Source organism: Caballeronia sordidicola (assembly GCF_000729995.1).
Classification (GTDB): Bacteria; Pseudomonadota; Gammaproteobacteria; order Burkholderiales; family Burkholderiaceae; genus Caballeronia; species Caballeronia sordidicola_A.
This window is the reverse complement of sequence record NZ_JNFG01000215.1, coordinates 79854-105671: the sequence shown is the minus strand read 5'-3', so window position 1 is coordinate 105671 and position 25818 is coordinate 79854. Positions and strand designations below refer to the sequence as shown.

Annotated in this window: 21 protein-coding genes; 6 read left to right on the top strand and 15 right to left on the bottom strand. The window is 60.4% G+C overall.

The window, feature by feature from the left end; genetic code table 11:
• Positions 1 to 34 precede the first annotated feature (34 nt).
• From FH08_RS0147180 to FH08_RS0147135, 10 genes are all read right to left on the bottom strand, one after another.
• On the bottom strand, positions 35 to 1384 hold the full coding sequence (locus FH08_RS0147180; RefSeq protein WP_031365047.1) for an MFS transporter: 1350 nt from the start codon (positions 1382 to 1384) through the stop codon (positions 35 to 37).
• A 464-nt stretch (positions 1385 to 1848) separates the two neighbouring features.
• Positions 1849 to 2304: a type II 3-dehydroquinate dehydratase gene (gene aroQ, locus FH08_RS0147175; protein WP_031365046.1), complete on the bottom strand. Its 456-nt coding sequence runs from the start codon at positions 2302 to 2304 to the stop codon at positions 1849 to 1851.
• Positions 2305 to 2316: 12 nt separating this feature from the next.
• Positions 2317 to 3150, bottom strand: coding sequence for a shikimate dehydrogenase family protein (locus tag FH08_RS0147170; protein WP_031365045.1), 834 nt, complete (start codon positions 3148 to 3150; stop codon positions 2317 to 2319).
• Between the two features lie 39 nt (positions 3151 to 3189).
• Complete coding sequence (locus FH08_RS0147165) at positions 3190 to 4512, bottom strand: MFS transporter (RefSeq protein WP_031365044.1); 1323 nt, start codon at positions 4510 to 4512, stop codon at positions 3190 to 3192.
• 168 nt (positions 4513 to 4680) lie between these two features.
• On the bottom strand, positions 4681 to 5892 hold the full coding sequence (locus FH08_RS0147160; protein ID WP_031365043.1) for a porin: 1212 nt from the start codon (positions 5890 to 5892) through the stop codon (positions 4681 to 4683).
• 613 nt (positions 5893 to 6505) lie between these two features.
• Positions 6506 to 7624 carry a 4-hydroxyphenylpyruvate dioxygenase family protein gene (locus tag FH08_RS0147155; protein WP_031365042.1) on the bottom strand — a complete coding sequence of 373 codons (1119 nt, stop codon included), beginning with the start codon at positions 7622 to 7624 and terminating at the stop codon, positions 6506 to 6508.
• Positions 7625 to 7792: 168 nt separating this feature from the next.
• Complete coding sequence (locus FH08_RS0147150) at positions 7793 to 9685, bottom strand: bifunctional sugar phosphate isomerase/epimerase/4-hydroxyphenylpyruvate dioxygenase family protein (RefSeq protein WP_031365041.1); 1893 nt, start codon at positions 9683 to 9685, stop codon at positions 7793 to 7795.
• Positions 9686 to 9783: 98 nt separating this feature from the next.
• A complete protein-coding gene (locus FH08_RS0147145) occupies positions 9784 to 10614 on the bottom strand; it encodes a 3-keto-5-aminohexanoate cleavage protein (RefSeq protein ID WP_031365040.1) in 831 nt (276 codons plus the stop codon).
• Positions 10615 to 10671: 57 nt separating this feature from the next.
• Positions 10672 to 11979, bottom strand: coding sequence for a shikimate transporter (shiA, locus tag FH08_RS0147140; protein ID WP_031365039.1), 1308 nt, complete (start codon positions 11977 to 11979; stop codon positions 10672 to 10674).
• A 182-nt stretch (positions 11980 to 12161) separates the two neighbouring features.
• A complete protein-coding gene (locus tag FH08_RS0147135; protein WP_051889073.1) occupies positions 12162 to 13070 on the bottom strand; it encodes a shikimate dehydrogenase family protein in 909 nt (302 codons plus the stop codon).
• 137 nt (positions 13071 to 13207) lie between these two features.
• Between FH08_RS0147135 and FH08_RS0147130 the strand changes: the two genes are divergently transcribed.
• The gene (locus FH08_RS0147130; RefSeq protein WP_031365037.1) at positions 13208 to 13981 is read left to right on the top strand and encodes an IclR family transcriptional regulator domain-containing protein; all 774 of its coding nucleotides are present in this window, start codon (positions 13208 to 13210) and stop codon (positions 13979 to 13981) included.
• A 33-nt stretch (positions 13982 to 14014) separates the two neighbouring features.
• Here FH08_RS0147130 and FH08_RS0147125 read toward each other — a convergent pair whose 3' ends face one another.
• From FH08_RS0147125 to FH08_RS0147115, 3 genes are all read right to left on the bottom strand, one after another.
• Positions 14015 to 15460 (bottom strand): MFS transporter, encoded by a 1446-nt coding sequence (locus tag FH08_RS0147125; protein WP_031365036.1) that lies wholly within the window; start codon positions 15458 to 15460, stop codon positions 14015 to 14017.
• Positions 15461 to 15575: 115 nt separating this feature from the next.
• Positions 15576 to 17030 carry an indoleacetamide hydrolase gene (iaaH, locus tag FH08_RS0147120; RefSeq protein ID WP_031365035.1) on the bottom strand — a complete coding sequence of 485 codons (1455 nt, stop codon included), beginning with the start codon at positions 17028 to 17030 and terminating at the stop codon, positions 15576 to 15578.
• Between the two features lie 123 nt (positions 17031 to 17153).
• On the bottom strand, positions 17154 to 17780 hold the full coding sequence (locus FH08_RS0147115; protein WP_031365034.1) for a TetR/AcrR family transcriptional regulator: 627 nt from the start codon (positions 17778 to 17780) through the stop codon (positions 17154 to 17156).
• A gap of 191 nt (positions 17781 to 17971) precedes the next feature.
• Here FH08_RS0147115 and FH08_RS0147110 point away from each other — a divergent pair, with 191 nt between their 5' ends.
• The 4 genes from FH08_RS0147110 to FH08_RS0147090 all read left to right on the top strand — a co-directional run bounded on the left by FH08_RS0147110 (position 17972) and on the right by FH08_RS0147090 (position 22516).
• Complete coding sequence (locus tag FH08_RS0147110) at positions 17972 to 18886, top strand: LysR family transcriptional regulator (protein ID WP_031365033.1); 915 nt, start codon at positions 17972 to 17974, stop codon at positions 18884 to 18886.
• A gap of 562 nt (positions 18887 to 19448) precedes the next feature.
• Entirely contained in the window at positions 19449 to 20777 is a 1329-nt protein-coding gene (locus FH08_RS0147100; RefSeq protein WP_031365032.1) for an MFS transporter, read from the top strand.
• A 21-nt stretch (positions 20778 to 20798) separates the two neighbouring features.
• A complete protein-coding gene (locus FH08_RS0147095) occupies positions 20799 to 21833 on the top strand; it encodes an amidohydrolase family protein (RefSeq protein ID WP_031365031.1) in 1035 nt (344 codons plus the stop codon).
• A gap of 11 nt (positions 21834 to 21844) precedes the next feature.
• Positions 21845 to 22516 carry an RraA family protein gene (locus FH08_RS0147090; RefSeq protein WP_235210737.1) on the top strand — a complete coding sequence of 224 codons (672 nt, stop codon included), beginning with the start codon at positions 21845 to 21847 and terminating at the stop codon, positions 22514 to 22516.
• Between the two features lie 18 nt (positions 22517 to 22534).
• Here the strand turns inward: FH08_RS0147090 and FH08_RS0147085 are convergent, their stop codons facing one another.
• Together FH08_RS0147085 and FH08_RS0147080 are read right to left on the bottom strand one after the other, a co-directional pair.
• Positions 22535 to 23611, bottom strand: coding sequence for an alpha/beta fold hydrolase (locus FH08_RS0147085; RefSeq protein WP_031365029.1), 1077 nt, complete (start codon positions 23609 to 23611; stop codon positions 22535 to 22537).
• Positions 23612 to 23715: 104 nt separating this feature from the next.
• Positions 23716 to 24693, bottom strand: coding sequence for a helix-turn-helix domain-containing protein (locus FH08_RS0147080; RefSeq protein ID WP_031365028.1), 978 nt, complete (start codon positions 24691 to 24693; stop codon positions 23716 to 23718).
• Positions 24694 to 24981: 288 nt separating this feature from the next.
• On the opposite strand from FH08_RS0147080, the gene FH08_RS0147075 reads away from it, so the two are divergent.
• On the top strand, positions 24982 to 25767 hold the full coding sequence (locus FH08_RS0147075; RefSeq protein ID WP_031365027.1) for an SDR family NAD(P)-dependent oxidoreductase: 786 nt from the start codon (positions 24982 to 24984) through the stop codon (positions 25765 to 25767).
• Positions 25768 to 25818: the final 51 nt, after the last annotated feature.

Genomic DNA, 25818 nt, shown 5'->3' with positions numbered 1-25818 from the left:
CAGGCTTATCCAAAAGCGCACGGCCAGCCGTTTATCAAGCTGGGCGTGCCGCGCCGGAAGTTGCCGAATCAATATTCCGGGTCTTTAGCGCGAGCAGCAAGACGAACAAGGCGGAACACAATACCGGCACGGACGCCGCATGAAAGAGCGACGCATTAGACCAGTTCAGCGCGATCAATTGACCGCCGACCAGCGGCCCAATCACCGAGCCAATACGCCCGATGCCCAGGCTCCAGCCGATTCCCGTCGAGCGCACCGACGTAGGGTAATAATGCCCGGCAAGTGCATTGACCGCCGGCTGGCCTCCGACCACGCAGAAGCCGCCCGCGAATACGACGATGAGTAACCACGGCAATGCATGCGCCACGGTACCGATCATGCCAACGAAGATGGCTGCGAAGAAGAAGCATACGAACAGGACTCGGACAAAGCCGAAGCGCTCGATAAACCAGCCAAGCAGCAAGGTGCCGAGCACGCCGCCCGTCTGCAATGCCGTACCAACAATCACCGCGGTTCCCGGTGAATAGCCGGCATCGCGCATGACGGTCGGCAGCCAGTTCGACAGGAAGTACAGGTCGATCAGGTTCATGAAGCTGATCGACCACAGAATCAGTGTCACCGCTGTACGGCCCCCGCGGAACAACTCGGCGACAGGTGCGCCGCCGGTGTTCTTTTCCCGGACCACGATGGTCGCCGTTGCGTCAATCCGCAGCGTGGGATCGAAGCGTGCGAGCCATGCCCGCGCACGTTCCTTGTGACCCTTGAGCACCAGGAATTGCAGGGACTCGGGCAAGGTCATCGTCATGGCGACCACGAGCAGAAGCGGCACCACGCCGCCCAGATAAAACACCGAGCGCCAGCCGTAGTTCGGAATCAGCCATGCGCTGACAAAGCCGCCCAGCGCCGCGCCGAGCGTAAATCCGCATGAAACAAGCATCATCCGCTTCACGCGATGTGCTTGCGGACTAAACTCACCAACGAGCGCCATTGCATTCGGCATGATGCAACCCAGGCCAATACCTGTGACAAAGCGCACCGCAATCAGCTCAGGGATCGTGGTGACGAAGGGGGTTGCCAGCATCAGCAAGCCGAAGCAGAGCATCGACAGGATCAATACCGGCCGCCGACCGATCTTGTCGGCGAGTACCGAGAGACCCAGCGCACCAATCAGCATGCCTAACAGACTTGCGCTGAACACGGGGCCGAGTGACGCCTTCGAAACATGCCATTCGCCGATAACGCTCGGGGCCACGTAGCCCATCGCCTGGGCGTCGAAACCGTCGATCACGAGGCATAAGCCGCACAGCAAAAGCAACACGAAGTGGAACATCGGCCGGTGTGTTTGGTCGAGCACCTGCTCTACTTCGATCACGTCGGAATTCATGAATGGTCCTCGCTAGTGCGCTCACACCGGAGCAGGCGAATGGATCGCTTTGCGCGGTGTATCGATGCCGCCTGATTCGGTTCTAAAGGAGAAGATCAACGTCGCGTTGACCTGTGATTTCACGCTTGGCAGCCAACCCGCGCCATGCGGCCGACGACGCCCGATGCACCATCGCACCGCGTCTCAGAAATTACGAATTGTACAATTCGTTTCCCAATAGTGAATCTACGTTAACCCTTATTCGACCGTTGATTGCCAACTGAAAAGTCCGGTCGAGCTTGGGCGCACGTGCCGGAGGGGATCATCGGCCGTGCAGCAGGATGTCTTGCCAAGTGAAATATCAGACGAAAGACCCTTCGTTTGCGCGGTGCAAACCGGAAGGGCCTAGATTGATCAGCTAGAAGCGCGGGACGCGCGAATCGAATGAGTGAATTGCTGCCTTGCGACAGCCCTGCCTGCTCTGTCTACTTGACTTCCGACACCTGCACTAGCGCATCGATGGCAAGGGCATAACCCTTGATGCCCAGACCGACGATGATCCCGCGCGCTGCCGGCGAAATATACGAGTGGTGACGAAACGATTCCCGCGCGTGGACGTTAGAGATATGCAGCTCGATCAGCGTGACGCTCGCGCCCTTGATGGCGTCATGCAACGCGATCGACGTGTGCGTGAAAGCACCCGGGTTCATCACGACGCCCAGCATGTTGCCCGCGGCACTCTCGCGGCCCGCCTCGTGAATCCAGTCGATCAGCACACCTTCGTGATTCGACTGCCGGCACTCCACCTCCACACCGAGCCGCTCGCCGGCTTCCTTGCAAAGCGTCTCGACCGTGGCGAGGGTGTCGGACCCATACTGCGCGGGTTCACGCTGGCCTAGCAGGTTCAGGTTGGGTCCATTGAGAACAAGCACCTTCTTCATGACATCACCTCATCAATATTTGATCTGCGAAACCGCGCGCAGTTGTTCAGGCGTAGCCGTGCCGAAACCAAAGAATTCCAGGTAGGCCGGAATCATTTCGAAGAGCATGTCGGTGCCGACCTGCACCGTGCAGCCCTTCTCTTTGGCCGCGCGCAGCAACGGTGTGTATTCGGACATCATGACGACTTCGCCAACGAACGTGCTGGGCGAGATGCGGTCGATGTCGAACGGCAGCGGGTCGCCCTCGTTCATGCCGAGCGGCGTTGCATTCACCACCACGTCATAACCTGCGGGGTCCTTGGACCCTGTCGTGACCACAAGCTGCGAATAGTGCTTGCGCAAGCGCTCAGCGAGCGCTTCAACTGCTGCGGTGTTGGTATCGAAGAGGGCGAGGCCCGCCACGCCCGCCGCCGCCAGCGATGCCGCAATAGCCGAGCCCACACCGCCGCTGCCGAGTACAAACGCACGCGCCCCCTTCAGTGACCGGCCCTTGCGTTCGACGCCGCGCGTGAACCCCTCGCCGTCGAACTGATCGCCGAGCAGCGTGCCGTCGGGGCGCCGAAGAATGGCGTTGCACGCGCCGGCAATGCGAGCTGTAGGCGTCATTTCATCGACTAGACTCGTCGTCGTGACCTTATGCGGCATGGTCACCAGCGCGCCGCGAATGTTGGTCAGCCGGAACAGCGATTGAAGCACGTTCGCATAGTCCTCGGTCTTCACGCCCATGGGCATCACCACTGCGTCGATGCCGTTCTGCTCGAACCAGGGGTTGTAGATCATGGGCGCCTTGAATCCCTCCGTCGGATAACCGAGGTGGGCAATCAGGGTGGTTTTTCCGCTAATCATGGCTGCATGCCTCTAGAAGTTTGCCGCTCAGTCCGCTGCTCAGTCCGTCAATTCCACGCGACGTACATCGCCGACAATAAACACATACGAGAGCGCACCCACCAGCGCGGCCGCCCCGACGTAAGCCAGTGCGTAGAAGAACGAGCCGGTCTTGGCCACGATCACACCGATCACCAGCGGCGTCACAATGCCCGCCAGGTTCGCGCAAAAGTTGAAGATGCCGCCGGTCAGGCCCATCAGGTTCTTCGGCGCGACGTCCGAGATCAGCGTCCAGCCGAGCCCGACCATGCCTTGCCCAAAGAACGCGATCGAGAGGATGGTGATGACCAGCGCGTCGCTGTTGACGAAGTTCGCCGAGATGATGGTGGATGCCCCCAGCAAACCAACGATGATCGGCAGCTTGCGGGCAATGTTGGCCGAGCCGGTTCGCTTGAGCAGAAGGTCGGACACCCAGCCGCCAAACATCACGCCGACCGCTGCCGCGAGGAACGGCATGACGGCGAAGAAACCCACCTTGAGCCAGCCCATGTGGCGCTCGGTTGCAAGGTAGGTGGGGAACCAGGTCAGGAAAAAGACCAGCGTGGTGTTGCCGCCGAACTGACCGAGGCATGCGCCCGCGATCTGGCGGCGCTTGAGCAACTGGCCGACGTTGCTCCACGAGAACGCCAGCGTCTGCTGGCCGCCGGCCGGCTCCAGGCCGCCGCCGGCAGCGATGTAGTCGAGCTCGGCTTGATTAACCGTTTTTGATTCATGCGGTTCGCGATAAAAGAGCCACCACACAATCGCAAACGTAATGCCTAGCACGCCGACCGCAATGAACAAGGCACGCCAGCCGAAGTTACCCATGATCCAGAACAGCGCCGGCGCAAAACACGCGAGTCCGAGGTATTCGCCGACCGTATAAATCCCGGTCGCCCGAGCGCGCTCATCTTGCGGAAACCACGTGGCGACCACGCGGCTGTTGACCGGAAAACACGGCGCTTCGCTGATGCCCAGGCCAAAGCGAAACAGCAGCAATGACTTGAGGCCGACGGCAAATCCTTGCAACAACGTAAAGAGCGACCAGAACGTCAAGGCAAGGAAGTACGTGACCTTGCTGCCGAAGCGGTCGAGGAAGACGCCGCCCGGTATCTGGGCAAGCGCATAGGTCCATGAGAACGCCGAGAAGACCAGCCCCATCACGGCCGCGTCAATACCGAGTTCCTTGGTCATCGTCGGTGCCGCAATACCCAGGACCGTGCGGTCCAGGTAGTTGATCATGGTGCCCACGGCGAGCAGCGCGAGGATCACGAAGCGTGTGCGCGAGCGTGCGCGGACTGCAGCGCCGGCCTGCACCGCCGGGGAATGATGAACGTCTTGCATGAGGCGTCTCCTGACTCAAAAGTATGATATTCCCGCCCTGCGAATGCGGTTCGCGAGCGATGTTATTGGAGCGGCGATCCTAGAGCATAAACCGGCACCACCTTGAATTCCGCCGTAGCTGGCCCGGGTATACACCCGGACCGCCGACGCGCGTGGCGAGCCCTTGAATCAGAACCGGTGGATGATGCCCACGCCTGCTGCGAACTGGCTTTGCGACGAAGACGGCGCCGATTGGAATCCATCGCCCAGCGTAGCCGTTGCATTGATGATGCTGGAGGCGCCCGGCGTCCCCAGCGTCTTGCCCTTCGCGCGCTGATACGCTTGCAGTGCATACAGGCCAGTTCGTTTTGACAACGCGTAATACTGTGACAAATTGAACTGGTGATATTGAGCGACACTGTCTATGCCGTTCGCTCTCGTCGCGCGTGTGTAGCTGTATCCGGTCGCCAGATCGAGCGCAGGCGTCGTGTGCCAGTGAAGCACGGCGCCTGCCGTGTTGAAGATTGCAGTATCGCGGAACAGCGAGTGAATACCGGGAATGTACTGCACGTTCGAATAGGTCGCCGACACATCCCACGCGCTGTTGAACGTGTAGCCCGTGCCGACCGCGAAACGCTGTTGCGCCTGGGCCGTCTGATAGCCGTTGGTCACCGCCGACACGCCCGACTGCCCGGCCGAATTCGTGGTTGAATCCGTGCCGAACGCGCCGCCGCCCGGGGTCGAGTTATTGAGGCGCGTGATGCCCGCCGCGATCCCGAACGGCCCGTTGGTGTACTGGACCGCGCCGCTCCATGTCGAACCCTGGTTCACGCTGCCCGGCACGCCCGCGAACGAATACGAGCCGCTGAACGTAAATCCGTAGAGCTTGGGCGACGTATAGACCAACGAGTTGTTCGCACGATAGATGGTGTCCATTTGATCAAGGTCGCCCGGGTGAGCGCCGTAGAAACCGGTCAGCCAGTTGGTCGGGCTATACGGCGAGAGCAGCGTGTAGTACGACGTGTACTGGCGTCCGGCCGTGAACGTTCCGTAGGTGGGATTCGTTGCGCCCACGAATGCCAGCCTGCCGAATTCCGCGTTGGTGTACTGCTGTGCGCCGGACGCACTGTTGAAACCCGACTCGAGCTGGAAGATCGCCTTGGTGCCGCCACCGAGATCCTCGGCGCCCTTCAGGCCGAAGCGGCTGCCCGCCCATACGCCCGACGACATCTTGATGTTGGAGCGTCCGCCCGAGGTCGAGCCTAGGGTCGTCTGGCTGCTTTGGTAAGTCATGGAATTATCGACAATACCGTAGAGAGTCACGCTGGTTTGCGCATGCGCGGAAGTGGCCATTGCGACCGTAATGGCGACCGCGGCTCCTGCTTGTCTGGATTGCTTCATCTAACGTCTCCTCCTTGATGCTCGGTTGGGATCAATGCTGCAGGCATTTTTACTAAGCTTTCCTAACCTATATCGATGCTTGGCAACGACGGTTGGAAAGTTCTGGTACTAAAGGATTGTGTTCAGCAAAAATAAGGTCCGCTACTGACTGAATGTGCCGCGCTTGAGGTGTTGGATCAGCACGTCCTCACAATAAAGTGATGTGCGATCGCGGGCAATGATTTGCGCTAAAAATAAATCGATTATCGAACGCAAGTGTTCGATAATCGCGCATTATTGGGGTTAGCACTGAGACCGTGCATGCGACATTGCGGCGACGCGACATAACAGGCTGGTGCCAGCTACGGTGGTATGGATTCAGCTTGAATCATCCCTGGTCGCGGTTCATGAGGGTCGTCTGCCATGCGTGAACGAGCGGGTCACACTTCATGACCTGGAAAAGAACGGATGATTTTTTGCCAGACCGCGCCGGTGCATGGACTCGCACAGGAAGTCGCCGCGGCATTTCGCGCCGAGGGCGTGCGGTTGCGGGAGGAGCCGGAAGTCGAGGGGAAGTTCAGGTCGCAGCAGAACCGGTTTCAACTCGCGGTTTTAAGGAGCGCGAGTGCAATACTCAACCCTCCCGCGCTTTACCAAGTGCAATCAAGTTCCCTTCCCCAAACCCGTGATCGCCACGCCTCTCCACGATTTCAAAAAACATATCGCCGCGATCGCGTTGAATGAAGGTTTGCAGGAAGAGCCGTGCGCTACCATCCTTGGCAATCGTCCCATCCACCAGGATACCCCTCGAACGCAGGGCGTCGACGTCCAGCCCATGCCCGGGCAAACGTTCATCGAGTTGCTCGTAATACCGTGCCGGCGGCTGCACGAAACGAATGCCCCGCGACCGCAAGATATCCACCGACGCAAAGATATCCTTCGCGACCAGCGCAATATGCTGAACCCCCTCGCCCGTATGATCGGGCAAATAGTCCTGCATCAGACTCGTGCGGTAAGTCCCTTCCTCATAAACGGGAATGCTCAACGTCTGGCAAGGCGACACGATGACAGGCAGATCCTGAGCCACCTTCCAGTCCGGATGAACTGCATGGATCTCCTTGAAATGAAGGACCTGCAGATAAAACTCGAGCCAGTCCGCCAGCCGCCCCGCTCCAACCGTCTGCGTGAAATGATCGACCTTGCTTAAACCCGCGTCGTTGGAATGCAGCGCCGCACGTGTTTCCTGCGGGTCGAGCCAGGCGAAATCAATATCGTAGATGGACCGGGCCTTTTCGCTTGGCGCCTGCCGGCCTTCCCAATGGTCCACGAAGTAAATGTGCGAATCCCCAATGCCCTGGATCGCGGGTATCAACAATTCGTTCGGCCCAATGCGCTCGCCCTCGAAATCCCACGCCCCGAATTCGACGGCACGCTCATGCGCAGTCTGCGCATCGAACACCCTTAGCCCGATCGCGCAGATGCCCACCCCGTGATTGACCGCGAACCGCGCCGCAAACGAATCATCGTCGGCGTTGATGAGGAAATTCATGCTGCCCTGGCGAAACAGCGTGACATTTTTGCTGACATGGCGCGCCACTTGCGTAAAGCCTAGCTGCTCGAAAAGCGTCCGCAACCGCGCCGGGTCCGGACTGGAGAATTCCACGAATTCAAGCCCGGCGACGCCCAGCGGATTGTCGCTGTCCTGCAGGGATTGCGCCAAGGCAGCGCCAGGCAGGGAAGCATCGTTGGTCATTAAAAGTCACCTCTGGGAAAGTCCGGTCCGTCTCTGTTCGCGCCCGTGCGCCAGTCGTCGCAGCCCACTTGGCTGGGCATCGGCGCTGACGCCGAGACAGATTATCGTCTCTGGCATCAAAGCGTCAAACTGTCTCGTACCTTCTCATGAGCCCAGAGCGCCGGTTCCTCACTGCGCATCCTCCTGATGGCGTCGCTGGGCGTGCGCCGCGAGCCGAACCGGCGCGTTCACCGCGCCATAACCGTCGTAGCCGCCCTTGCGTTGCACGACCTCCAGGAAAAACCGTTCCGCGAATTGCTCCGTGTAGACCTGGAAAAACTCGCCGCCCGCGTTGTCGCGGTCATACAGGATGCCGCCTTCACGCATTTGTGCGAGCTGGGCCGGGTCGAAATCGTAGCGTGCCTCGAGATCGTCGTAATAGTTGCGCGGAATGTGCAGGAGCGGCACGCCCCGCTCGCGCAGCTCCTCGACGGCCGCGAAAATGTCGTCGGTCGCGAACGCAACGTGATTCAGCCCGGAACCGCGGTAGGTCGATAGCGACTCCACCACCGCCGTATGCCGGTCCGCCGACGCGTTGAGCACGATCCGCACGGAACCGTCCCGGCTGCGCACCGCGCGGCTTCTCACAAGGCCGTACGGGTCCGGTAAGAGGACTGACGGCTCGGCATCGAAACCAAACGTCGCCTTGAAAAAAAGCACCCACGTATCCAGCGTGTCGGCCGGCAGGTTCAGGCACACATGGTCGATGCGGCGCAGGATGTCGGCTCGGCCCTGCTTGCCGGTATCGGTCAGGTTGAAATCGGTTTCGTAGAGCGTCGGCTCGCCCGGCGCTTCGTCAACAAAGTACTGCAAGCTGTTATCCGGCGCCTGCACGCTCGGCACTACGCGCTCGTTGGGACCGACCTTGCCCGAAAAAGGCGCGTAGCCAAACGCAGCGGCGCGCTCGAATGCTTGCGCGGCGTTATCGACGCGATACGCCGAGGCGCACACCGACAAACCATGCGCCTGATGAAACGCGCTCGCGAAGGAATCTGTTTCACCGTTCAGGAGAATGCATGCGTCGCCCTGTGCGTACAGCGTGACATTCTTGGAACGATGCCGGCCAGCCGCGCGAAAGCCCAGGCGTTCGAGCCATTGCGCAAGCGTTGGACCACCGGCAGGATCGACGGCGAATTCGAGGAACTGGAAACCAGTGTGCGCAGGTGCGGCGGGCGGATCGAACAACGTCTCATGCGATGTGGCCGTCAAAGCGCCCGCACATTGCTCCTCCAGAAACAGCAGCGAGCGATAACCGTCGACCGCCGTCGCCGCGTTGGGCGCTGCGCGAAAGCCATCGTTGAATATCTCCAGTGATAGCGGCCCCGCGTACCCCGACGCCAGCACCTGACGCGTAAAACCAGCCACGTCGAGATCGCCTTGCCCCGGGAAACAACGGTAATGCCGGCTCCATTCAAGCACATCCATTGCCATCTTCGGCGCGTCGGCGATCTGCACGAATGTGATCCGATCCGCTGGAATGCGAGCGATTTCATCGACTGAATCGCCGATGGAAAGCGTATGGAAGCTATCGAGGATCAAGCCAAGGTTCGGATGATCAAGCGTGTCGACCAGCCGCCATGCATGTTTGTACGAATTGACGTGCCGCCCCCAGGCAAGCGCTTCGTAACCCGCCATCACGCCTTCCGAACGCGCGAGGTCGGCGAACTGACCGAGCTGATCGACGAGCAATGCATCGCCGCCGATCGAATCCGCCGATGCATTGCTGCACACCAGCACGCGATCCGTGCCGAGTTCATGCATCAGTTCGAACTTGCGCCGCGCGCGTTCAAGGTTGCGGGCCAGTCGCTCCGGCGAGACGCCCTCGAAGTCGCGGAAGGGCTGGAACAGCATGATCTGAAGGTCGAGGTCGGCGCAGATGCGCCTGACGTCGGCGGGTGAGCCATCGAAGTACAGCAAGTCATTTTCGAAAATCTCGACGCCATCGAACCCGGCGCGGCTGATAGCCTTGAGCTTCTCGACCAGCGTGCCGCTGATTGAGACGGTGGCAATTGAACGTAGCATCGTAAGTTCTCTTTCAACAGGCGGGCCACCGCCGGTATGCGGGGCACCGCCGTATTCCTGTCGCTATATCGGTCTCTAAGCCGGTCGCTGGCGAAAGATTAACGTGCCGGCAAATGCAGCAGTTCCCGGGCCTGCGCCGCGGTGGCGACCTGACGTCCATACTCACCGCACAGCGCGGCCACGCGGCTCACCAGTTGCGCGTTGCTGGTCGCGAGCGTGTCCTTGTCCCAGCGAATGTTGTCTTCAAGACCGGTACGGCAATGACCGCCCAGTTCAAGCGTCCAGTGGTTCACCTCAAGCTGATGCCGGCCGATGCCTGCTGCTGTCCAGGTTGCATCGGGTAACTCGGCACGCAGCCGCTCAACTTCAAACTCGAGGATTTCACGCTTGGCCGGCAACGCGTTCTTCACGCCCATCACGAACTGGACATGAACGGGAGACGCCAGCAGCCCCTGCTTGACCAGATCGACGGTGCTGTAGAGCATGGCCAGATCGAAGATTTCTATCTCCGGTTTGACACCGTGATCGAGCATCGACTTCGCCAGCGAGCGCACGAAGTCAGGGGGATTTTCGTAGACCGTGGTCGGGAAGTTGACCGAGCCCGTGGCGAGCGAAGCCATGTCCGGCGCCAAGTCAAGCATCGCGCCACGCTGCTCGAAAGAACGTCCACGGCCGCCTGTGGAAAACTGGATGATGATGTCCGGGCAATGCCGCCGGATGCCGTCCTGAAGCGCCTCGAATCGCGAACGGTCCGAGCTGGAATTCTCCTGCTCGTCGCGTACATGCAGATGCACGAGCGATGCTCCCGCATCGTACGCGGCGTGCGTGCTTTCCACCTGCTCGCTGATCGAGATGGGCACGGCCGGATTGTCTTTCTTGCGCGGCACGGAGCCCGTGATTGCAACCGAGATGATGCAGGGATCAGTCATGATTTACCTTCCATTGAATAAGGGATGCGTCCACGCTGCCAGCTGAAAGTCCGGTTTTCAGGTCCGCTTCATGCCGCCGGCGACCAGCACGGAAATCAGACAGCCAATTGCGAGGTAAGCCGCAACCGGATGCCACGAACCACCCGCGAAGCTGACCAGCCCCACAGCGATGAACGGCGTGAAGCCACCGCCGACCACACTCGCCACCTGATAACCCACGCCTGCGCCGCTGTATCTATATTCAGTGCCGAAGAGTTCGGTGAACATCGGTTGCTGGACGCTGACCACCATGTCGTGCGCGATGTTCGCCAGCATCACCGAGAAGATCACGATCCAGACGGTCGAGCGGGCGTCGAGCGCGAGGAAGAATGGAATGGCGCTGAACATGCCGACCACTGCGCCAATCATGTAGATACGACGGCGGCCAAAACGGTCGGCGAGCATCGCGAAACATGGAATGGTGATAATGCTGACCGCCCCCACGAGCAAGCCGATGTTCAGGAAAAACTGACGCGGCATGTGGAGGTTCGTCGTTGAATAGCTGAGGGCAAATGCGGTGACGATGTACATCGTGAAGAGTTCGGCAAGGCGCAGCGCGATGATCAGCAAGAATGCTTTCGGATGCTGGCGTAATGCTTCGAAGATCGGCAGGCGAGCGCTTTGCTTGCCCTTCTCGATCACCTTCTTCACGAACTCCTGCGACTCTTCCATGCTCGATCGCACCCACAGCCCGATCAGGACCAGCACCACGCTGAACACGAACGGGATGCGCCAGCCCCAGGTCTTGAAGGTGGCGTCGTCCATGGTCTGGCTGAGGATCGAGACAATGCCGGTTGCCAGCACCAGTCCCACGCCGTAACCAACCTGCACGCCGCTGCTATAGAACGCCTTCTTTTTGCCGGGCGCGCTTTCCACCGCCATCAAAGCCGCACCACCCCACTCGCCGCCAACCGCGAAGCCCTGGATGGCGCGCAACGCAATCAGCAGGACCGGCGCCCACCAGCCGACGGTCGCGAACGTGGGCAGCAAGCCGATCATCGCGGTCGAGAGACCCATCATCATCACGGTCAGTACAAGCATGCGCTTGCGGCCCAGCCGGTCGCCGTAGTGACCGAACACAAAACCACCCAGCGGGCGAAACAAAAAGCCTACGCCGAAGGTCCCGAACGCTGCGAGCGTGCCCATTGCAGGGCTGACCTTAGGGAAGAACTCGGTGTTGAAAACGATCGCGGCGATGATGCCGTAGAGCAGGAAGTCATACCAGTCGACCACTGCACCTACAAAACTGCCAAGTGCCGCCTTGCGAGCCCGGCTCTTCTCCCGGTCGACTGCTGCAACGTCCGAAGACTGAATAGCGATAGTCATTACCTTGTCTCTAATGTGTATTTGATGTTGGGCTGCAGGAGGTGTCCGGCAGGTAGAAGCGCATGGCGCGCTGCGGTGAATGAAGCATAGGGCGGCCGCTACGCCCAATCAATGCTTGCCGCGAAAATGAAAACGATTATCGAACGCCAATGTGCGATTAACGATCGTTTTGGGGGTTAGCACTAGGCTTGGATATCGATGGTTTCCGCGCTCGCCGCGGTGTTTGAACCGCGACGCAGTGCCTCCGGCGTGATCAGGTCCAGCAGATATCTATCGTCCGAACGCACGGACCTGGCAAGCTCCGGATATCCGAAAAACTCGAGGTAAAGCGGCGTTTGCTGGATGAGCATGTCGAAACCGGGTTCTGCAATCAGCCCTCGTGTGCGGGCCGCGCGCAGCAACGGCGTGGGCTGGTTTTTCATCAGAATGTCGCAGACGACCGCGTCCGCTCGAATCGCTTCGACATCCACGGGAAGCGGGTCGCTGTCCTTTAAACCAAGCGGGGACGCGTTGATGACCACGTCATAATTGTGCGGATCATTGGTCGGCACATCGCTAGCCTCGATATGGAAATCGCGTCTCAACACGGCGGCAAGATGCTGCGCTTTTGCGTGGTCGGGATCGAAGAGCGCGAGTTCGGCCACGCCCGCCGCTGCGAGCGCAGTCGCCACCGCCGATGCCGCGCCGCCTGCGCCCAGCATAAGGATCCGGCGGCCCGCGTAAGCCACGCCTGCACGGTCCATCGAGCGGATGAAACCCACGCCATCGAACAAGTCTCCTTCGAGTTCGCCATCCGGATTGCGCCTGACCGCATTCACCGCATTTGCGGCCAGCGCAGCGCGCGAACAGCGGTCCACCGTCGCCGCCGCGGCCGCCTTGTGCGGGATGGAGAGCGACACGCCACCGACTGTCGGCGACGCAAGCAGACAACGCAAGGTAGCCGCAAGATGACCCGCTGTGACGCGCAAGGGCACCATCACGGCGTCGACTTCATGCCGGGCAAATACAGCGTTAAAGACCTCCGGCGCACGCACCTGATCCACCGGATCGGCGATGCAATAAAAAATCCGGGTTGAGCCGGTGATTCTCATGATGTCCCCCTTCGTTCCTTAAGCTGGTGGAATAAAGGATAAGGATCGGCCTCGCGAACACTAAGCACTGTTTGTACAATGTGCGCGATAATCGCTCACGCATCACCACTGATCGCACGTAATGAGGGTTAATGCTGATGACCAAGCGACCGCCGTTAGACAAGCGCGACTGGATCGCGGGGCTCGAGAAAGGCTTGGCCGTACTCGAGGCATTCGACAGCCAGCACGCCCGCATGACCCCCACGCAAGCAGGGGCTCGCACGGGCATGACCCGGACCGCGGCGCGTCGGCATTTGCTGACGCTGGAGAGTCTTGGTTATGTGGAAAGCGATGGAAAATTGTTCGGTCTGACGCCTCGCGTGCTGCGCGTTGGCTGGTCGTATTTCGATTCCGCGCGATTGCCGAAACTGGTGCAGCCTTACTTGCAGCAACTGAGTGCGACGCTCAACGAGTCGGTTTATATCAGCGTGCTCGATGAATGGGAGCTGGTGTTCATTGCACGCAACGGGACCTCGCGGGTCATGACCACGGGGTTCGTGCTGGGCGCCCGGGTGCCTGCGCCGCTGACGTCGCCGGGAGTGGTGCTGCTTGCTTACAAGCCCGACGAGGAAGCCGTCCATGAATGGTTGAACACGACCGTGCTGACGCCGTTTACGCCTCATACGCTGACGAACACGGTGCGTCTTGCGGAGAAAATCCGGCAAGCCCGGGCCGACGGGTTTGCGGTCATCGAACAGCAGTTGCAGGTGGGCGTGCGGGGTATCGCCGTGCCCATGAAGGACCGGCATGGTGAGGTTGTCGCCGCGCTGAGCACGAACATGCCAATGGGCAGGGAGACGACCGAGGCTGCGATTAACCGGGTAGTACACCATTTGCAGGAGACTGCGTTGGCGATGCTGAATGTGCTTTAGGGCGGTAACTTTCCGCGGCTTTCTTCATCATTCTCAAGCGGGTTTCGTTCGCGTCGACGCCAGTACCATCGAAAGCCCGACGCAGCCGGCAAACAGCACCGACACAATCGAAATGCTCACCTGATATGCGTGCGCATACTCCGCGGCTGATGTCCCTGTAGACAGAACCGAAAAGAAAGCCCCGCTGATTGCGGTCGCGCCGAACGCCGACCCGATCTGCAACATGGACGTGACCACACTCGATGCGAGCCCGGCTTGCGCCGGCCCAACCTCTCCGATCACGATCCGCACCACCGATGGCAGCACCATGCCATGCCCCATTCCGGCAAGCAGCAGACCGGCATAAAACAGCGGCCCTGGTGCAACCCGTTGAAACAGCGCGCCCCCGGTCATCGCAAATCCGACAGCGAGCAATGCAAAGCCAATGACGAGGATACGGTTGCCGACTCGTCGCACCAATAGCGGCGACAACAACGGCCCAAGGATAGAGCCGGCGCCGAACGGGAAAATCGCAAAGCCCGCGGCAAGCGACGAAAAACGCAAACCATTCTGCAGATAGATACCGTAAGTCAGGAAAAAAACGCTGTCGCAATAGAAACAAAAGGCCAGTACCAACCCGATTGAAAAAACAGGATTCCTGAAGAGTTCAAGGTCAACAAGCGGATCTCCGCCCTTCAGTTTCAGCCGGTATTCCAGCAACAGGAATACGGCGAAAACCGGCACGCTTGCAGCAAGTGAAATGAACGTCCACGCGGGCCATCCGGCCTCCCGGCCTTGCGTTAGCGGGTAGATCACGAGGGCCATGAACACCGACAAAAGCACGAGGCCCGCTGCATCGATACCGGCGCTTCGGGCCGGACGATTTTCCGGCACGAAGCGCCACGCGCCGATTAAAGCCAGCAATCCGACAGGCAGGTTGATCAAGAAGATCGATTGCCAGCCGAGGCCGAACGGACGCAGCGTGATCAACGCCCCGCCGCCTATCTGTCCGACGACTGAAGCAAAGCCATAGATGAATCCGTACAGGCTCATGACTTTCGTCTGCTGCTCCTTCGGGAACACCGTCCGGATCGTGGCAAGGATCTGCGGCACCATGACCGAAGCCGACGCGCCCTGAAGCATTCGCCCGAACACCAATACTGTGCCATTCGGCGCCCCCGCGCACAACGCCGACGACACCACAAAACCCGCCATGCCGAGCATGAAGATTCTCTTGCGTCCGAACATGTCGCCCAGGCGTCCGCCCGTCACTAGAAAGACAGCAAACGCTGCCGTATACACCGACACGATCAACTGCAACTCCGCCGAACTCGCGTTCAGCCCTGAGCGAATGGCCGGCAACGCGAGATTGACGATGAAGTAATCGAGCGGTGACAGGAACGCGCCTGTGAGGAGCACGAGCAAAGCCAGCGCGCCCGACCGGGTCGACGCCGAATGCATGCCGACAGATGGATTCTGCAAGATTTGATCTGATTTCATGACTATATGGTCAATAAATAAAGAAAAAAATGTGCAGTAACCGCTTGCCTCAAGGAGGTGTGCGAATACGCAAGAAATGGCGTTGCCGGGACGGTAGCGCCAGGCAACGTCCGTATCACAACATCGGCGCAGGCAGCGAACCCAGCACCTGTTCGAACGCCACACCTATTGCAAGCAAACGGCGATCGCTACCAATGGGTCCATCGAGCTCAATACCTACGGGCAAACCTTCCTGTGTCATCCCGGCGGGCAGCGACAAGCCCGAAATTCCCGCGACGCTGGCCGGATCAGTGTTGCGCAGGAAGGTAGTCATTTCATCCATCGGCTCACCGCCGTTGATCGATACTTGCGAAGATCCGTTCAGCGCATCAATTGGCACAGCAGGCAGAACCGTGGTTGGAAAAAGTAACGCATCAAGCGCATGCGTGGCGAACGTCGTTGCGTACAAGTGCTGAAGTTGGGGCCGCAATATATTCATCGCCGAGTCGTATTTCGTGCCGAACGCATCGGCGAGAATGAATTCATATGCGGCGCGTACGTCGGGGCTGGCAATTCGCGCGGCCACTTCGGCAGCGGTCTTGACGGGCGCGTCGTTGGCGATCAGCCACGCGGGAAGGTCCTCAAGCGATTCATGCAATGCCACGGCAAAGCTGATCTGGTCACTCAATCCGAACAGATCAGGCATGTCGATAGTCACGAGCGTCACGCCCGCCGCTTTCAGCCGCTCGAGAGCGCCGCGTGCTACGGTTTCCAGTCCGCGATCCAGTCCGGCCCAACAGCATGCAGGAAGGCCAATGCGCAAGTCGCCCAGCACCACGCCGGGAAGCGGACCGTCACCAGTCACCACGCCATCGAGCAACGCGATATCAGCGACGGTGCGTGCCATAGGTCCAACCGTGTCGCGGGTTCGGCTGATCGGCACGACCGCGTTTGTATCGTGATAACGGCGCTGATGCCCGCCATTGCCCACCGAAGGCCGGAAGCCTGCAATACCGGTCAACGCGGCCGGGATGCGGGTCGAACCGCCGGTATCCGTGCCGAGTCCCGCCGGCACGATACGCGCGGCCACCGCCGCCGCTGTGCCGCCGGACGATCCGCCGGGAATCATCCCGGGGTTATAAGGATTCCGAACAGGCCCCGCATGCGTACTCAGGTTCGTGCTGGTGATGCCAAGCGCCAGTTCGTGCATATTGGACTTGCCGAGCAGGATCGCACCAGCGTCGAGCAGTTTTTGCACCGAGGGCGCATGGGTCGACGGGATGAAATTCTCCAGTGCCGGCGTGCCCGCCGACGTCTGCAAACCTGCCGTATTGATGTTGTCCTTGACCACGACCGGCAGGCCGGCGAGCGCAAGCCGGCGTTTCTCGTCGACTGGGAGGGCATCAATACGCCGCGCCGCTTCTAGCGCACCCTCCGTATTGAGCGTGGTCAGCGCGTTGAGCGTGGAAAGTGCCGCGGCGCGAGCCAGCAAGGTGGCGACGTAGTCAGTGGCCTTCAGGCGCCCCGACTGAATCGCACTGACGGCTTGCGTTGCCGTGAGCGCGAGCTGTTCATCGACTGTCCATGACATGCTTTCAGTCTCCTGGAATATGGCGTTGAGGCGCCTGTACGTGTCCGACGATTTTTCTTGGCGCAGTACGTAAAACGAGATCCGGAATTTATGACTTGATAGTCAATAAATCGGCAAAAAAAATCAGCTCAATGCGCGCATGGCGACATCGACGGCCGCGGTCAACCGCTCCTCTTCATGCACGACCTTGCCGAGAACCCTCAAGCCCTGCGTCATGCACAGCAGAAAGTCGCCCACCGCTTTTTCATTCAGCCCGGGATTGAAGACCCCTTCCGCTTGTCCGCGAATAACGGCCGCCGCGAGCAATGTTGATATGCGCCGCATGATCGACTCTATCCGCAATGTCACGTCCGGATCACTTGGGATCATCTCGAGCGCAGTATTCGTAATGAAACAGCCGGGAATGCCGGTCAGCGCGGATACCACGCGGGTATGGTGAAGCAACGCTTCACGCAACGCTTCGTGGGGTGGAAGACCCGAATTCAGCCGCTCGGACAACCTCGCTACCGCCCCTTCGGCGTAATAATCCAGCGCGGCCAACAGCATGCCGCGCTTGTCGCCAAAGGCGCCGTAAAGGCTACCGCGAAGCAGGCCCGTTGCCTCGGTAAGATCGTCCAGCGAGGTCGAGTGATAGCCACGCTCCCAGAACACGCGACCGGCCGCCTCAGAAACGGAAGCCACGTCGAACTCCCGCGGTCTGCCGCGTTGCATGGCCGAAGCCGTCTTTCTCGGACTGGAATAGGAACTCATGGGATGAGTTTATGACTACGTAGTCAATAAATCAAGGGCCTATTCCTTCTCTTTGCTTTGCGCGATTCAATGCGGTTGGCATGAAGCCGGATGGGAGCGCGTGGTTTTGATAACCTCTGCCGGTCCGTGACGGTTGATACTGCTGTCGTCATGCGTGACGTTCTTCGCTAGCGCTTTTCAATCACACAACAATGAACCTTCGACACCTGCAGGCCTTTGTCGTCCTCGCGGAAGAACTCAACTTCAGCCGCGCGGCGCAGCGGCTGCATGTCGCGCAGCCGGCGCTTAGCCAGCAGATCCGCGCACTCGAGGCGCGCATGGGCACGCAGTTGGTTGACCGCGGCAGCCGGCCTTTGAGACTCACGGAGGCGGGCAGCTATCTGTGTATCGAGGCGCGCCAGATCCTCGCATCCTTCGATCAGGCCGCGCTTGGCACCCGCGAGATCGGCCTGGGCATGCGTGGCTGGCTCGGCATCGGCTTCACCCGCTCAGCGATGTACAGCGTGCTGCCGCCCGCGCTGAAGTCGTTTCATCGGGATTACCCCAAGGTCGAGTTGAAGCTTTTCGAAATGCTCACTGAAGAGCAAGCCGATGCACTGCATGAGACCCGCATTCACATCGGTATCGGCCGGCAGGTTCCCCCCATAACGGGATGCACCACGTTGCCGCTGCTGCGCGAACGCGTGATGGTCGTTCTCGCGCCGGACCATCCGCTTGCGGGTGAAAAGAAAGTACGGATCACGCAGCTTGCCGACACGCCCCTCGTGCTTTACCCCAAGCACTCGAATGCGCAGTTCTCGCATTTTGTTGAATCACTTTATCGCAATGCCGGCATTACGCCGCACATCGCGCACCGGGCTTACGAGATCCAGACGGCTATTGCGCTGGTCGCGGCGGGGCTGGGTGTGACATTCGTGGGTGAATCGGTCGCCCGGCATGGACGCTCCGACGTCGTGTACCGGCGCCTGAGCGGTCCGCTCGCGTCGCAGACTACTACGCTTGCGGCGAGCTTTCGCAGCGACGACAGCTCGCCTCATCTGCGCGCCTTTCTTACCTGTTTGTCACCCACGGGGAAAGACTTGCCGCAAGATCCGCCAGAACTATAAGAAAATTATTATAAAAGGATAAAAACACGGTCTTGGACGCGCAGCACGGCGGTTCGTACCATGACTCGTCGAATCATCGGTTTGCAGGAACGGGGCGACCCGGACGTGGATGCGCTGACGCTCGCCATTTGTATGGCGCGCGCCATCGCTTTGTCATTGAACCGTAAGCACACGCATCGTGGCAGATCGTCCGGCGTCGGAATAATGGTTTTTGGATAACGCCGTCTACCACCGGCTTCAGGTTCGCGGCCGGGACATCTCTAACTCACTCGTTGGCTTACGGGTTCCTGTTGTTGTCTGATTAGCACTGGCCGAGGCCGTTAGCAATGCTCAACGACTGTCGAATAACGCAGGGACCCTTCAACCGGCTCAAGGGCGTCCTACCGGTTTGTACCGGCTGCCGCCTGAGCGCGATTCGCAACTGTGCAAACACATAAGCATCGATCTTCAGTGACGAGTCGCCGATTGCTGATCGGGCATCTGGATCATCACGGAATCATCGTAGCAACAGCAAACCACAACGACGTCCGGCCCTACGGGCGCTCTACAGCAGGAGACATTGATGACCGATCCGATCGAAAGCGCCACCATGCGTCGAGTCTACGGGCGCCTCATGCCGTTGCTCTTCGCCATGATGTTCTTCAACTATCTCGACCGAATAAACATCGGCTTTGCCGCACTCGACATGAACAAGCAGCTCGGCTTCAGCCCAGCCGTGTTCGGCTTCGCCGGAAGCATTTTCTTCTTCGGCTACATGCTTCTCGAAGTGCCCAGCAACTTGCTGCTGCATCGCGTTGGCGCCAGGCGCTGGATCGCCCGCATCCTGCTGACGTGGGGAGCGGTTGCGGCCGCGACCGCCTTCGTGTTCAACGAGTACAGCTTCTACGTGTTGCGCTTCCTCCTGGGCGTGATGGAAGCCGGTTTTCTTCCCGGCGTGGCGGTGTACCTGACGAAGTGGTTCCCGCAACGTTACCGCGCGCGTGCGGTCGGGGGTTATATCATCGCCGGCTCGTTTTCGGCCGTGCTGGGTGGCCCGATTTCGACGGCGCTCATGACCTATGCGAATGGACCGTTGGGCCTGCAGGGATGGCAGTGGATGTTCATCATGGAAGGTGTCCCGGCCATGCTCCTTGGCCTCCTGACGCTGCGCCTGATGACCGAGCGCCCCGCCGACGCCGCGTGGCTGACCGACGTGCAAAAGCAGTGGCTCGAGTCCACGCTGACGAAAGAGCGCGAGGCCCTGGGCGCTGACAAGCATTTTTCGATGCTACGCGTAGCCAGCGATGTCCGCGTATGGAGCCTCGCGTGTTTGTTCGGCTGCGCGCTCGTGGGTGTCTACGGCCTGTTCCTGTGGTTACCGCAGATCGTCAAGAGCCTGGGCAACCTCAGCAACCTGGAGGTGGGTTTCCTGTCCGCCGCTCCGCCGCTTCTCGGTGTCCTCGGCACGCTGGTGATCAGCCGCAGCTCCGACCGGACCGGCGACCGGAAGAAACATCTCGCGTTCGTGTACGGCATGAGCGCGCTCGCTATTGCGGGCAGCGCCTATGCGCCAAATCCGGTGATCGCCTATGCGCTCCTGTGCGTGACCGGGCTGTTCATCTATGCAGGCAACCCGCTGTTCTGGAGCCTCGCCTCGTCGTTCAGGACCGGCGCCGCCGGCGCCGCGACGATCGCGCTCATCAACACCGTCGCCCAGTTCGGTGGGCTCGTCGGCCCCTGGAGCATCGGGCTCGTGCGCAGCGCCACGGGCAACTTCAAGCTGGCGCTCCTGACGATCGCGGCCTTCCTGGTGGTGGCAACCATCATCGCGCTGGTCATGCGGGTCACGCCGCCGGAAGACGAGATCGACGCACTGCCGGCCGGCGAGTCGCGCGCCGGACACCTTCACTGAACCTTGATCCGGAAACCCGCAATGATCATTGACTGTCATGGTCACTACACGACCTCCCCGCGCGAACATGAAGCCTGGCGCGCCGCCCAGATAGCAGCGCTCAAAGACGGTACATCCCCCCCGCCGCGTCCCGTCATCACGGACGAGCAGATCCGCGACAGCATTGAAGCCGGGCAGTTACGCATTCAACGGGAGCGCGGCACGGATCTCACGATCTTTTCGCCACGGGCTGCCGGCATGGGACATCACCTGGCCGGGGCCGATGCCAACGCGCACTGGTCGCAGGAAAGCAATGACCTGATTCATCGCGTGTGCCAGATGTTTCCGCGCAACTTCGTGGCTGTCTGCCAGTTGCCGCAAGCGCCCGGGGTAGCGCCCGAGAACTGCATTCCCGAGTTACGCCGCTGTGTCGAGCAGCTTGGTTTTATAGGCTGCAATCTCAATCCGGACCCATCGGGCGGTTACTGGACCGGGCCGCCGCTGACGGATCGCTCATGGTATCCGCTCTACGAAACAATGGTGGAGCTGGACGTGCCGGCCATGATCCACGTGTCGTCCTCGTGCAACCCTAACTTCCATGCGACCGGCGCGCATTACATCAACGGCGACACCTCCGCGTTCATGCAATTGCTCACGGCGGATTTGTTCGCCGACTTCCCCGACTTGCGTTTCATCATTCCCCACGGTGGGGGCGCCGTGCCTTATCACTGGGGGCGATATCGCGGGCTCGCTCAGGACATGAAGCGACCGTTGCTCAAGGATTATTTGCTCAAGAACGTGTTCTTCGATACCTGCGTGTACCACCAGCCCGGCACCGACCTGCTGGCGAAAGTGATCCCGGTCGAGAACATCCTGTTTGCATCGGAGACGATCGGCGCAGTTCAGGGCATCGACCCCGAGACCGGTCATTACTATGACGATACCCGCCGTTATATTGACGCGATCCCCTGGCTCACGCCGGCCGATCGCCAGCGCATCTACGAAGACAACGCGCGTGCGGTGTACGGGCGTTTGTCGAATCAGCTAAACCACCAAATCAATCATCAGCTTTCCTGAAGGAGATGATCTTGACGAATCCACCCGGATGGCGCCGCCATGCGTCCGCCACGCAAGCTAGCGTCGAGATACTGGAGACACTGCGCGGCCTCGCTGTCTCGCTGCTTAGCGACAACATGGCGCGCGTCAGCGGCACGATCGGACTCGTGCCGTATCACCGTCCCAGGCCTATGGCCGGGACGGCGGTGACCGTGCGCACCCGTCCCGGCGACAACCTCGCCATTCATCGTGCGTTCGATTTTTGCCGGCCCGGCGACGTGCTGGTGATAGACGGCGGCGGTGATATTACGCAAGCGCTGATGGGCGAAATCATGGCGACGTATGCCGAAAGCCTCGGCGTGCAGGGTCTGATAATCGACGGTGCAATCCGTGACGTGGGCGCCATTCGCGGACACGACTTCCCGGTCTATGCGCGCGCCGCGACGCATCGCGGCCCTTATAAGAACGGTCCTGGCGAGGTTAATGTGGCGATCACCGTCGGCGGCATGGTAGTGCATCCCGGAGATATCATCGTAGGCGACGAAGACGGTGTCCTCGCGATAGCGCCCGCAGACGTGGCAACGGTCATCGAAGGGGCAAAGCGGCAGGCGGACAAGGAAGCGGCTGCGTTACGTTCCATTGCCGAGGGTCGATTCGACCGTGAGTGGATCGGTCCGCAAGAGACGAAGATGATGGGCAGCTAGACATAGAGTCAATTGGCTTCATTGCGCCTGCTGCGGCAAGCTCTGGAGAAACTCCGCGAGATAGCTTTTCCAGACCTCGGGATGGTCAATCGTCTCGTTGCCGTAAGAGCGCTCGCTCTCCGGCATCTCGACAAAGCGCCCATGCGGCACGCGCGGTACAAGACGCTGCATGATGCCGAGATCGGTCGGGTTCAACAGGTCGTCGGAGAAATTGAGGGCGAAGAGCGGCGCCTTGATCTCCCCAAGCGCCGCTTCGGGGTTGTAGTCCCACGAAGACTCGAACCAGTACACCACGTCGTTGGCGTCGTATTGACGGCCGCTGTAGACGGCGGCGTCATAGGACCACCTGGCGGTGCCGGGCGTAGGCGATAACGCCTGCATGCGTGCGGGGTTCCTCGTGATCAGCGTAAAGACCGGCATGGTGCGCAGCCATTGAATGGGCTGGCGCAGAAAGTTGCCGTCGTTCCAGTCAGGGTCCCGTCGAATAGCGTCGATAATCATTTGCCGCCAGAAACCATTGCGTCCGGTGAGCGCGACCGGCTGGCTCGCGATCGGCATGAGGCCGTCCATCATGTCCGGATAACGTTCGCCCCATAGCCACGTCTGCATGCCGCCCATCGACGTACCGAGCACCAGGCGCACATGGTCGATACCCAGTCCTTGCGTGACGAGCAGGTACTGCGCCTGAACGACGTCGTTGTATCCATATTCAGGAAACTTCGCCCGCAGACCGTCGCTGGGTTTGCTTGATCCGCCCCGTCCAAGCCCGTCCGGAATGATGATGAAAAAACGGCTCGCGTCGAGCGGCTGGCCGGGGCCGAACAGTTCCTCGCGCATAGCTGCCGTGAGGAACGCGCGGCCAGTGTCGGTCGTACCGTGCAGCAGCAAGACGACGTTGGTGAAGTGTCCATTGCCGTCACAATGGGGTACGCCGAGCGTGACGTAATGCAGCTTGACCTGGGGCAACGAAGAGCCGTCTTCGAAGTGAAAGCCGGTAGCAACGAAGTCGCCGGATTGTTCATATAGCGGAGGCTGTTGCGCACCGGCATGAGAGACGAAACATGCCAGAGCGAGCGCGAGCAGGAGGGAGCGCATGGTCTCCTCGCTTGTTTGAGGTCTGATCTTTTAGTTTAGGCCGATCCTCGCCGGCATAGGCGTATTTCGCTGTCCGAATTCGCAACGGACGTGAACTCGAACGCTTAAGCGCGCCCCGCCCCGTTACGCAAGCGCCGCAATGTCTCCGACGGCAATTCGCCAAACTGCTCTCGATAGTCATTGGAGAAGTGGCCGAAGTGCCAGAAGCCCCAACGGGTCGCCGCGTCGGTGACGGAGCCGGCGTGCAGCAGGTCCTTGCGGACGCGATCAAGCCGGACGGCACGCAGGTAAGACGCCGGATTCGTGCCGAGGATTTCATCGAATGCATACTGCACCGTGCGCCGGCTGACGCCCAGCCGCAAGCACAGGTCAGCGACCGACAGCGGGCAATCCGCCGACGCTTCCACCAGTTCACGCACGGCGCCCACCAGCTTCCAGTTGCGTGACGGTCCGGTACGCGTGTCGGTATCAATGACATCGACCAGCAAGTCAGATAGCCCCACGATCACAGACCGTTCAAAACTCGCGCACACGCTCGGGTCGGCGAGCGCCGATGGGCTGGACGTAACCGCATCCAGCAGAGCCGCCAGCGTGCCCCTGAACGCCTGCAAACGGTGCGGATCGGCATTGAGCACCCCCGGCTGACTACCGAGCGCTTGCTGAACGTTGTCCATCGCGAGGCGAAGCAGCGGGTCGGACAGTTCCCGCGGCGCTATCTCCAGATTCACGACCACATGTTTGTCGGGCGATAAAAACTCGAAGCCTCCGGGACCGGAGAAGACATGCAGCCCGTCAAGATGACTCACCTGCCCGCACAACAACGCGTGGCCTTCGAGCTGGAACGGAATCCCCACGGCGATCCGCGAACCATCCACGCAACCGCGCTGGTACACCGTCCGGTTCATGCGCTCAACGAGAATACGCACGGCGCCCGCATGCACGGAGCTGACCGAGCCGTCGAAAGCGCCCCGCGAGATCTGGCAGTAGGTCTGGTTCCAGCTTTCGAGCAGCCCGGCCTGCTCGTCAATGCTCCGGCAGCAATGGATATCAACGGCCGGACGCACCGGTTGGACCGCTTGCATAAGAGCTCCCTGGCGGACGGTACGCGTCAAAAAAGTGTAAACGACCAAAAAGCGAATCTAAATTCGCCGCCGCTCATTCTGACCATTCTGGCCTGCGCCGTGCGCCACGGTAAGCGCCGCGCGTGCGCGCGCCCATCGCTGAAAACCCTGCCCGGAGCGACTTTGAGCCTCCGCATGGCACCGTTTGCAGATTTTTCGCCGTCTATCCCGCTCCATTGCCAATTTTGGATAGTGCGTAAATTGTGTCGCGCCTAGCCTAAATAAAGGATAAACAACGAGAGGTCAGGAATGGGCAAATCCGAGTCTGTTGGCGGAAAACTCGCGGGCAAGATCGCGATCGTATCGGGCGGGGCCACCGGTTGCGGCGGTGCTGCCTCCGTGTTGTTCGCCAGGGAAGGCGCACAGGTCGCCATCGTCGATATCAACGCCGATGCCGGCATGCAGGTCGCCGCGCAGATTCGCGAGGGCGGCGGCGTGGCCGAGTTCTTCAGGGCCGATGTGGCGAAGACCGAACAGGTTGAAACCGCCGTGGCGCGGATCGCCGAGCGCTTCGGCACGATCGACGTGCTGTTCAATCACGCGGGCAGCATTGTCGTCAAACCGTTCCTCGATACCACCGACGAGGACTACCAGTGGCTAATGGACGTCAACGTCAAGAGCATGTTCACGATGACCCGCGCCGTGCTGCCGCACATGCTTAGCGGGGGCGGCGGCTCGATTGTCTGCACGGCATCGATCTCGTCGACGGCGGCCACGCCGCTCGAAGTGCTGTATTGCACGACCAAGGGCGCATGCGCGATGTTCGCGCGGGCGATTGCCGTGGAGTATCGCGAGCGCGGGATCCGTTGCAATGCGGTGTGCCCGGGTTTCATCGATACCCCGCACGGGCAGCGTGAAATCGCCGCCCTGGCGCAATACGGTTTCGATGCAAGCGAAGCAGCGCTCTCGCTTCAGCAGGGCCGCCTTTGCGCGCCCGAGGAAGTCGCCAAGGCAGCACTCTTTCTCGCCAGCGACGACGCCAGTTTCATCAACGGCGCGCATCTCTACGTCGATAACTGCTTCACCGCCGCGTGAGTTGGCGAGTTTGTTTGCGCCGGTTTATTCAGCAGCGACTACCAACATCTA

Excerpts from the sequence above, each read along its gene's own strand:
- FH08_RS0147180 (WP_031365047.1), bottom strand. The coding sequence starts at position 1,384 with ATGAATTCCGACGTGATCGAAGTAGAGCAGGTGCTCGACCAAACACAC.
- aroQ (WP_031365046.1), bottom strand. The coding sequence starts at position 2,304 with ATGAAGAAGGTGCTTGTTCTCAATGGACCCAACCTGAACCTGCTAGGC.
- FH08_RS0147170 (WP_031365045.1), bottom strand. The coding sequence starts at position 3,150 with ATGATTAGCGGAAAAACCACCCTGATTGCCCACCTCGGTTATCCGACG.
- FH08_RS0147165 (WP_031365044.1), bottom strand. The coding sequence starts at position 4,512 with ATGCAAGACGTTCATCATTCCCCGGCGGTGCAGGCCGGCGCTGCAGTC.
- FH08_RS0147160 (WP_031365043.1), bottom strand. The coding sequence starts at position 5,892 with ATGAAGCAATCCAGACAAGCAGGAGCCGCGGTCGCCATTACGGTCGCA.
- FH08_RS0147155 (WP_031365042.1), bottom strand. The coding sequence starts at position 7,624 with ATGACCAACGATGCTTCCCTGCCTGGCGCTGCCTTGGCGCAATCCCTG.
- FH08_RS0147150 (WP_031365041.1), bottom strand. The coding sequence starts at position 9,685 with ATGCTACGTTCAATTGCCACCGTCTCAATCAGCGGCACGCTGGTCGAG.
- FH08_RS0147145 (WP_031365040.1), bottom strand. The coding sequence starts at position 10,614 with ATGACTGATCCCTGCATCATCTCGGTTGCAATCACGGGCTCCGTGCCG.
- shiA (WP_031365039.1), bottom strand. The coding sequence starts at position 11,979 with ATGACTATCGCTATTCAGTCTTCGGACGTTGCAGCAGTCGACCGGGAG.
- FH08_RS0147135 (WP_051889073.1), bottom strand. The coding sequence starts at position 13,070 with ATGAGAATCACCGGCTCAACCCGGATTTTTTATTGCATCGCCGATCCG.
- FH08_RS0147130 (WP_031365037.1), top strand. The coding sequence starts at position 13,208 with ATGACCAAGCGACCGCCGTTAGACAAGCGCGACTGGATCGCGGGGCTC.
- FH08_RS0147125 (WP_031365036.1), bottom strand. The coding sequence starts at position 15,460 with ATGAAATCAGATCAAATCTTGCAGAATCCATCTGTCGGCATGCATTCG.
- iaaH (WP_031365035.1), bottom strand. The coding sequence starts at position 17,030 with ATGTCATGGACAGTCGATGAACAGCTCGCGCTCACGGCAACGCAAGCC.
- FH08_RS0147115 (WP_031365034.1), bottom strand. The coding sequence starts at position 17,780 with ATGAGTTCCTATTCCAGTCCGAGAAAGACGGCTTCGGCCATGCAACGC.
- FH08_RS0147110 (WP_031365033.1), top strand. The coding sequence starts at position 17,972 with ATGAACCTTCGACACCTGCAGGCCTTTGTCGTCCTCGCGGAAGAACTC.
- FH08_RS0147100 (WP_031365032.1), top strand. The coding sequence starts at position 19,449 with ATGACCGATCCGATCGAAAGCGCCACCATGCGTCGAGTCTACGGGCGC.
- FH08_RS0147095 (WP_031365031.1), top strand. The coding sequence starts at position 20,799 with ATGATCATTGACTGTCATGGTCACTACACGACCTCCCCGCGCGAACAT.
- FH08_RS0147085 (WP_031365029.1), bottom strand. The coding sequence starts at position 23,611 with ATGCGCTCCCTCCTGCTCGCGCTCGCTCTGGCATGTTTCGTCTCTCAT.
- FH08_RS0147080 (WP_031365028.1), bottom strand. The coding sequence starts at position 24,693 with ATGCAAGCGGTCCAACCGGTGCGTCCGGCCGTTGATATCCATTGCTGC.
- FH08_RS0147075 (WP_031365027.1), top strand. The coding sequence starts at position 24,982 with ATGGGCAAATCCGAGTCTGTTGGCGGAAAACTCGCGGGCAAGATCGCG.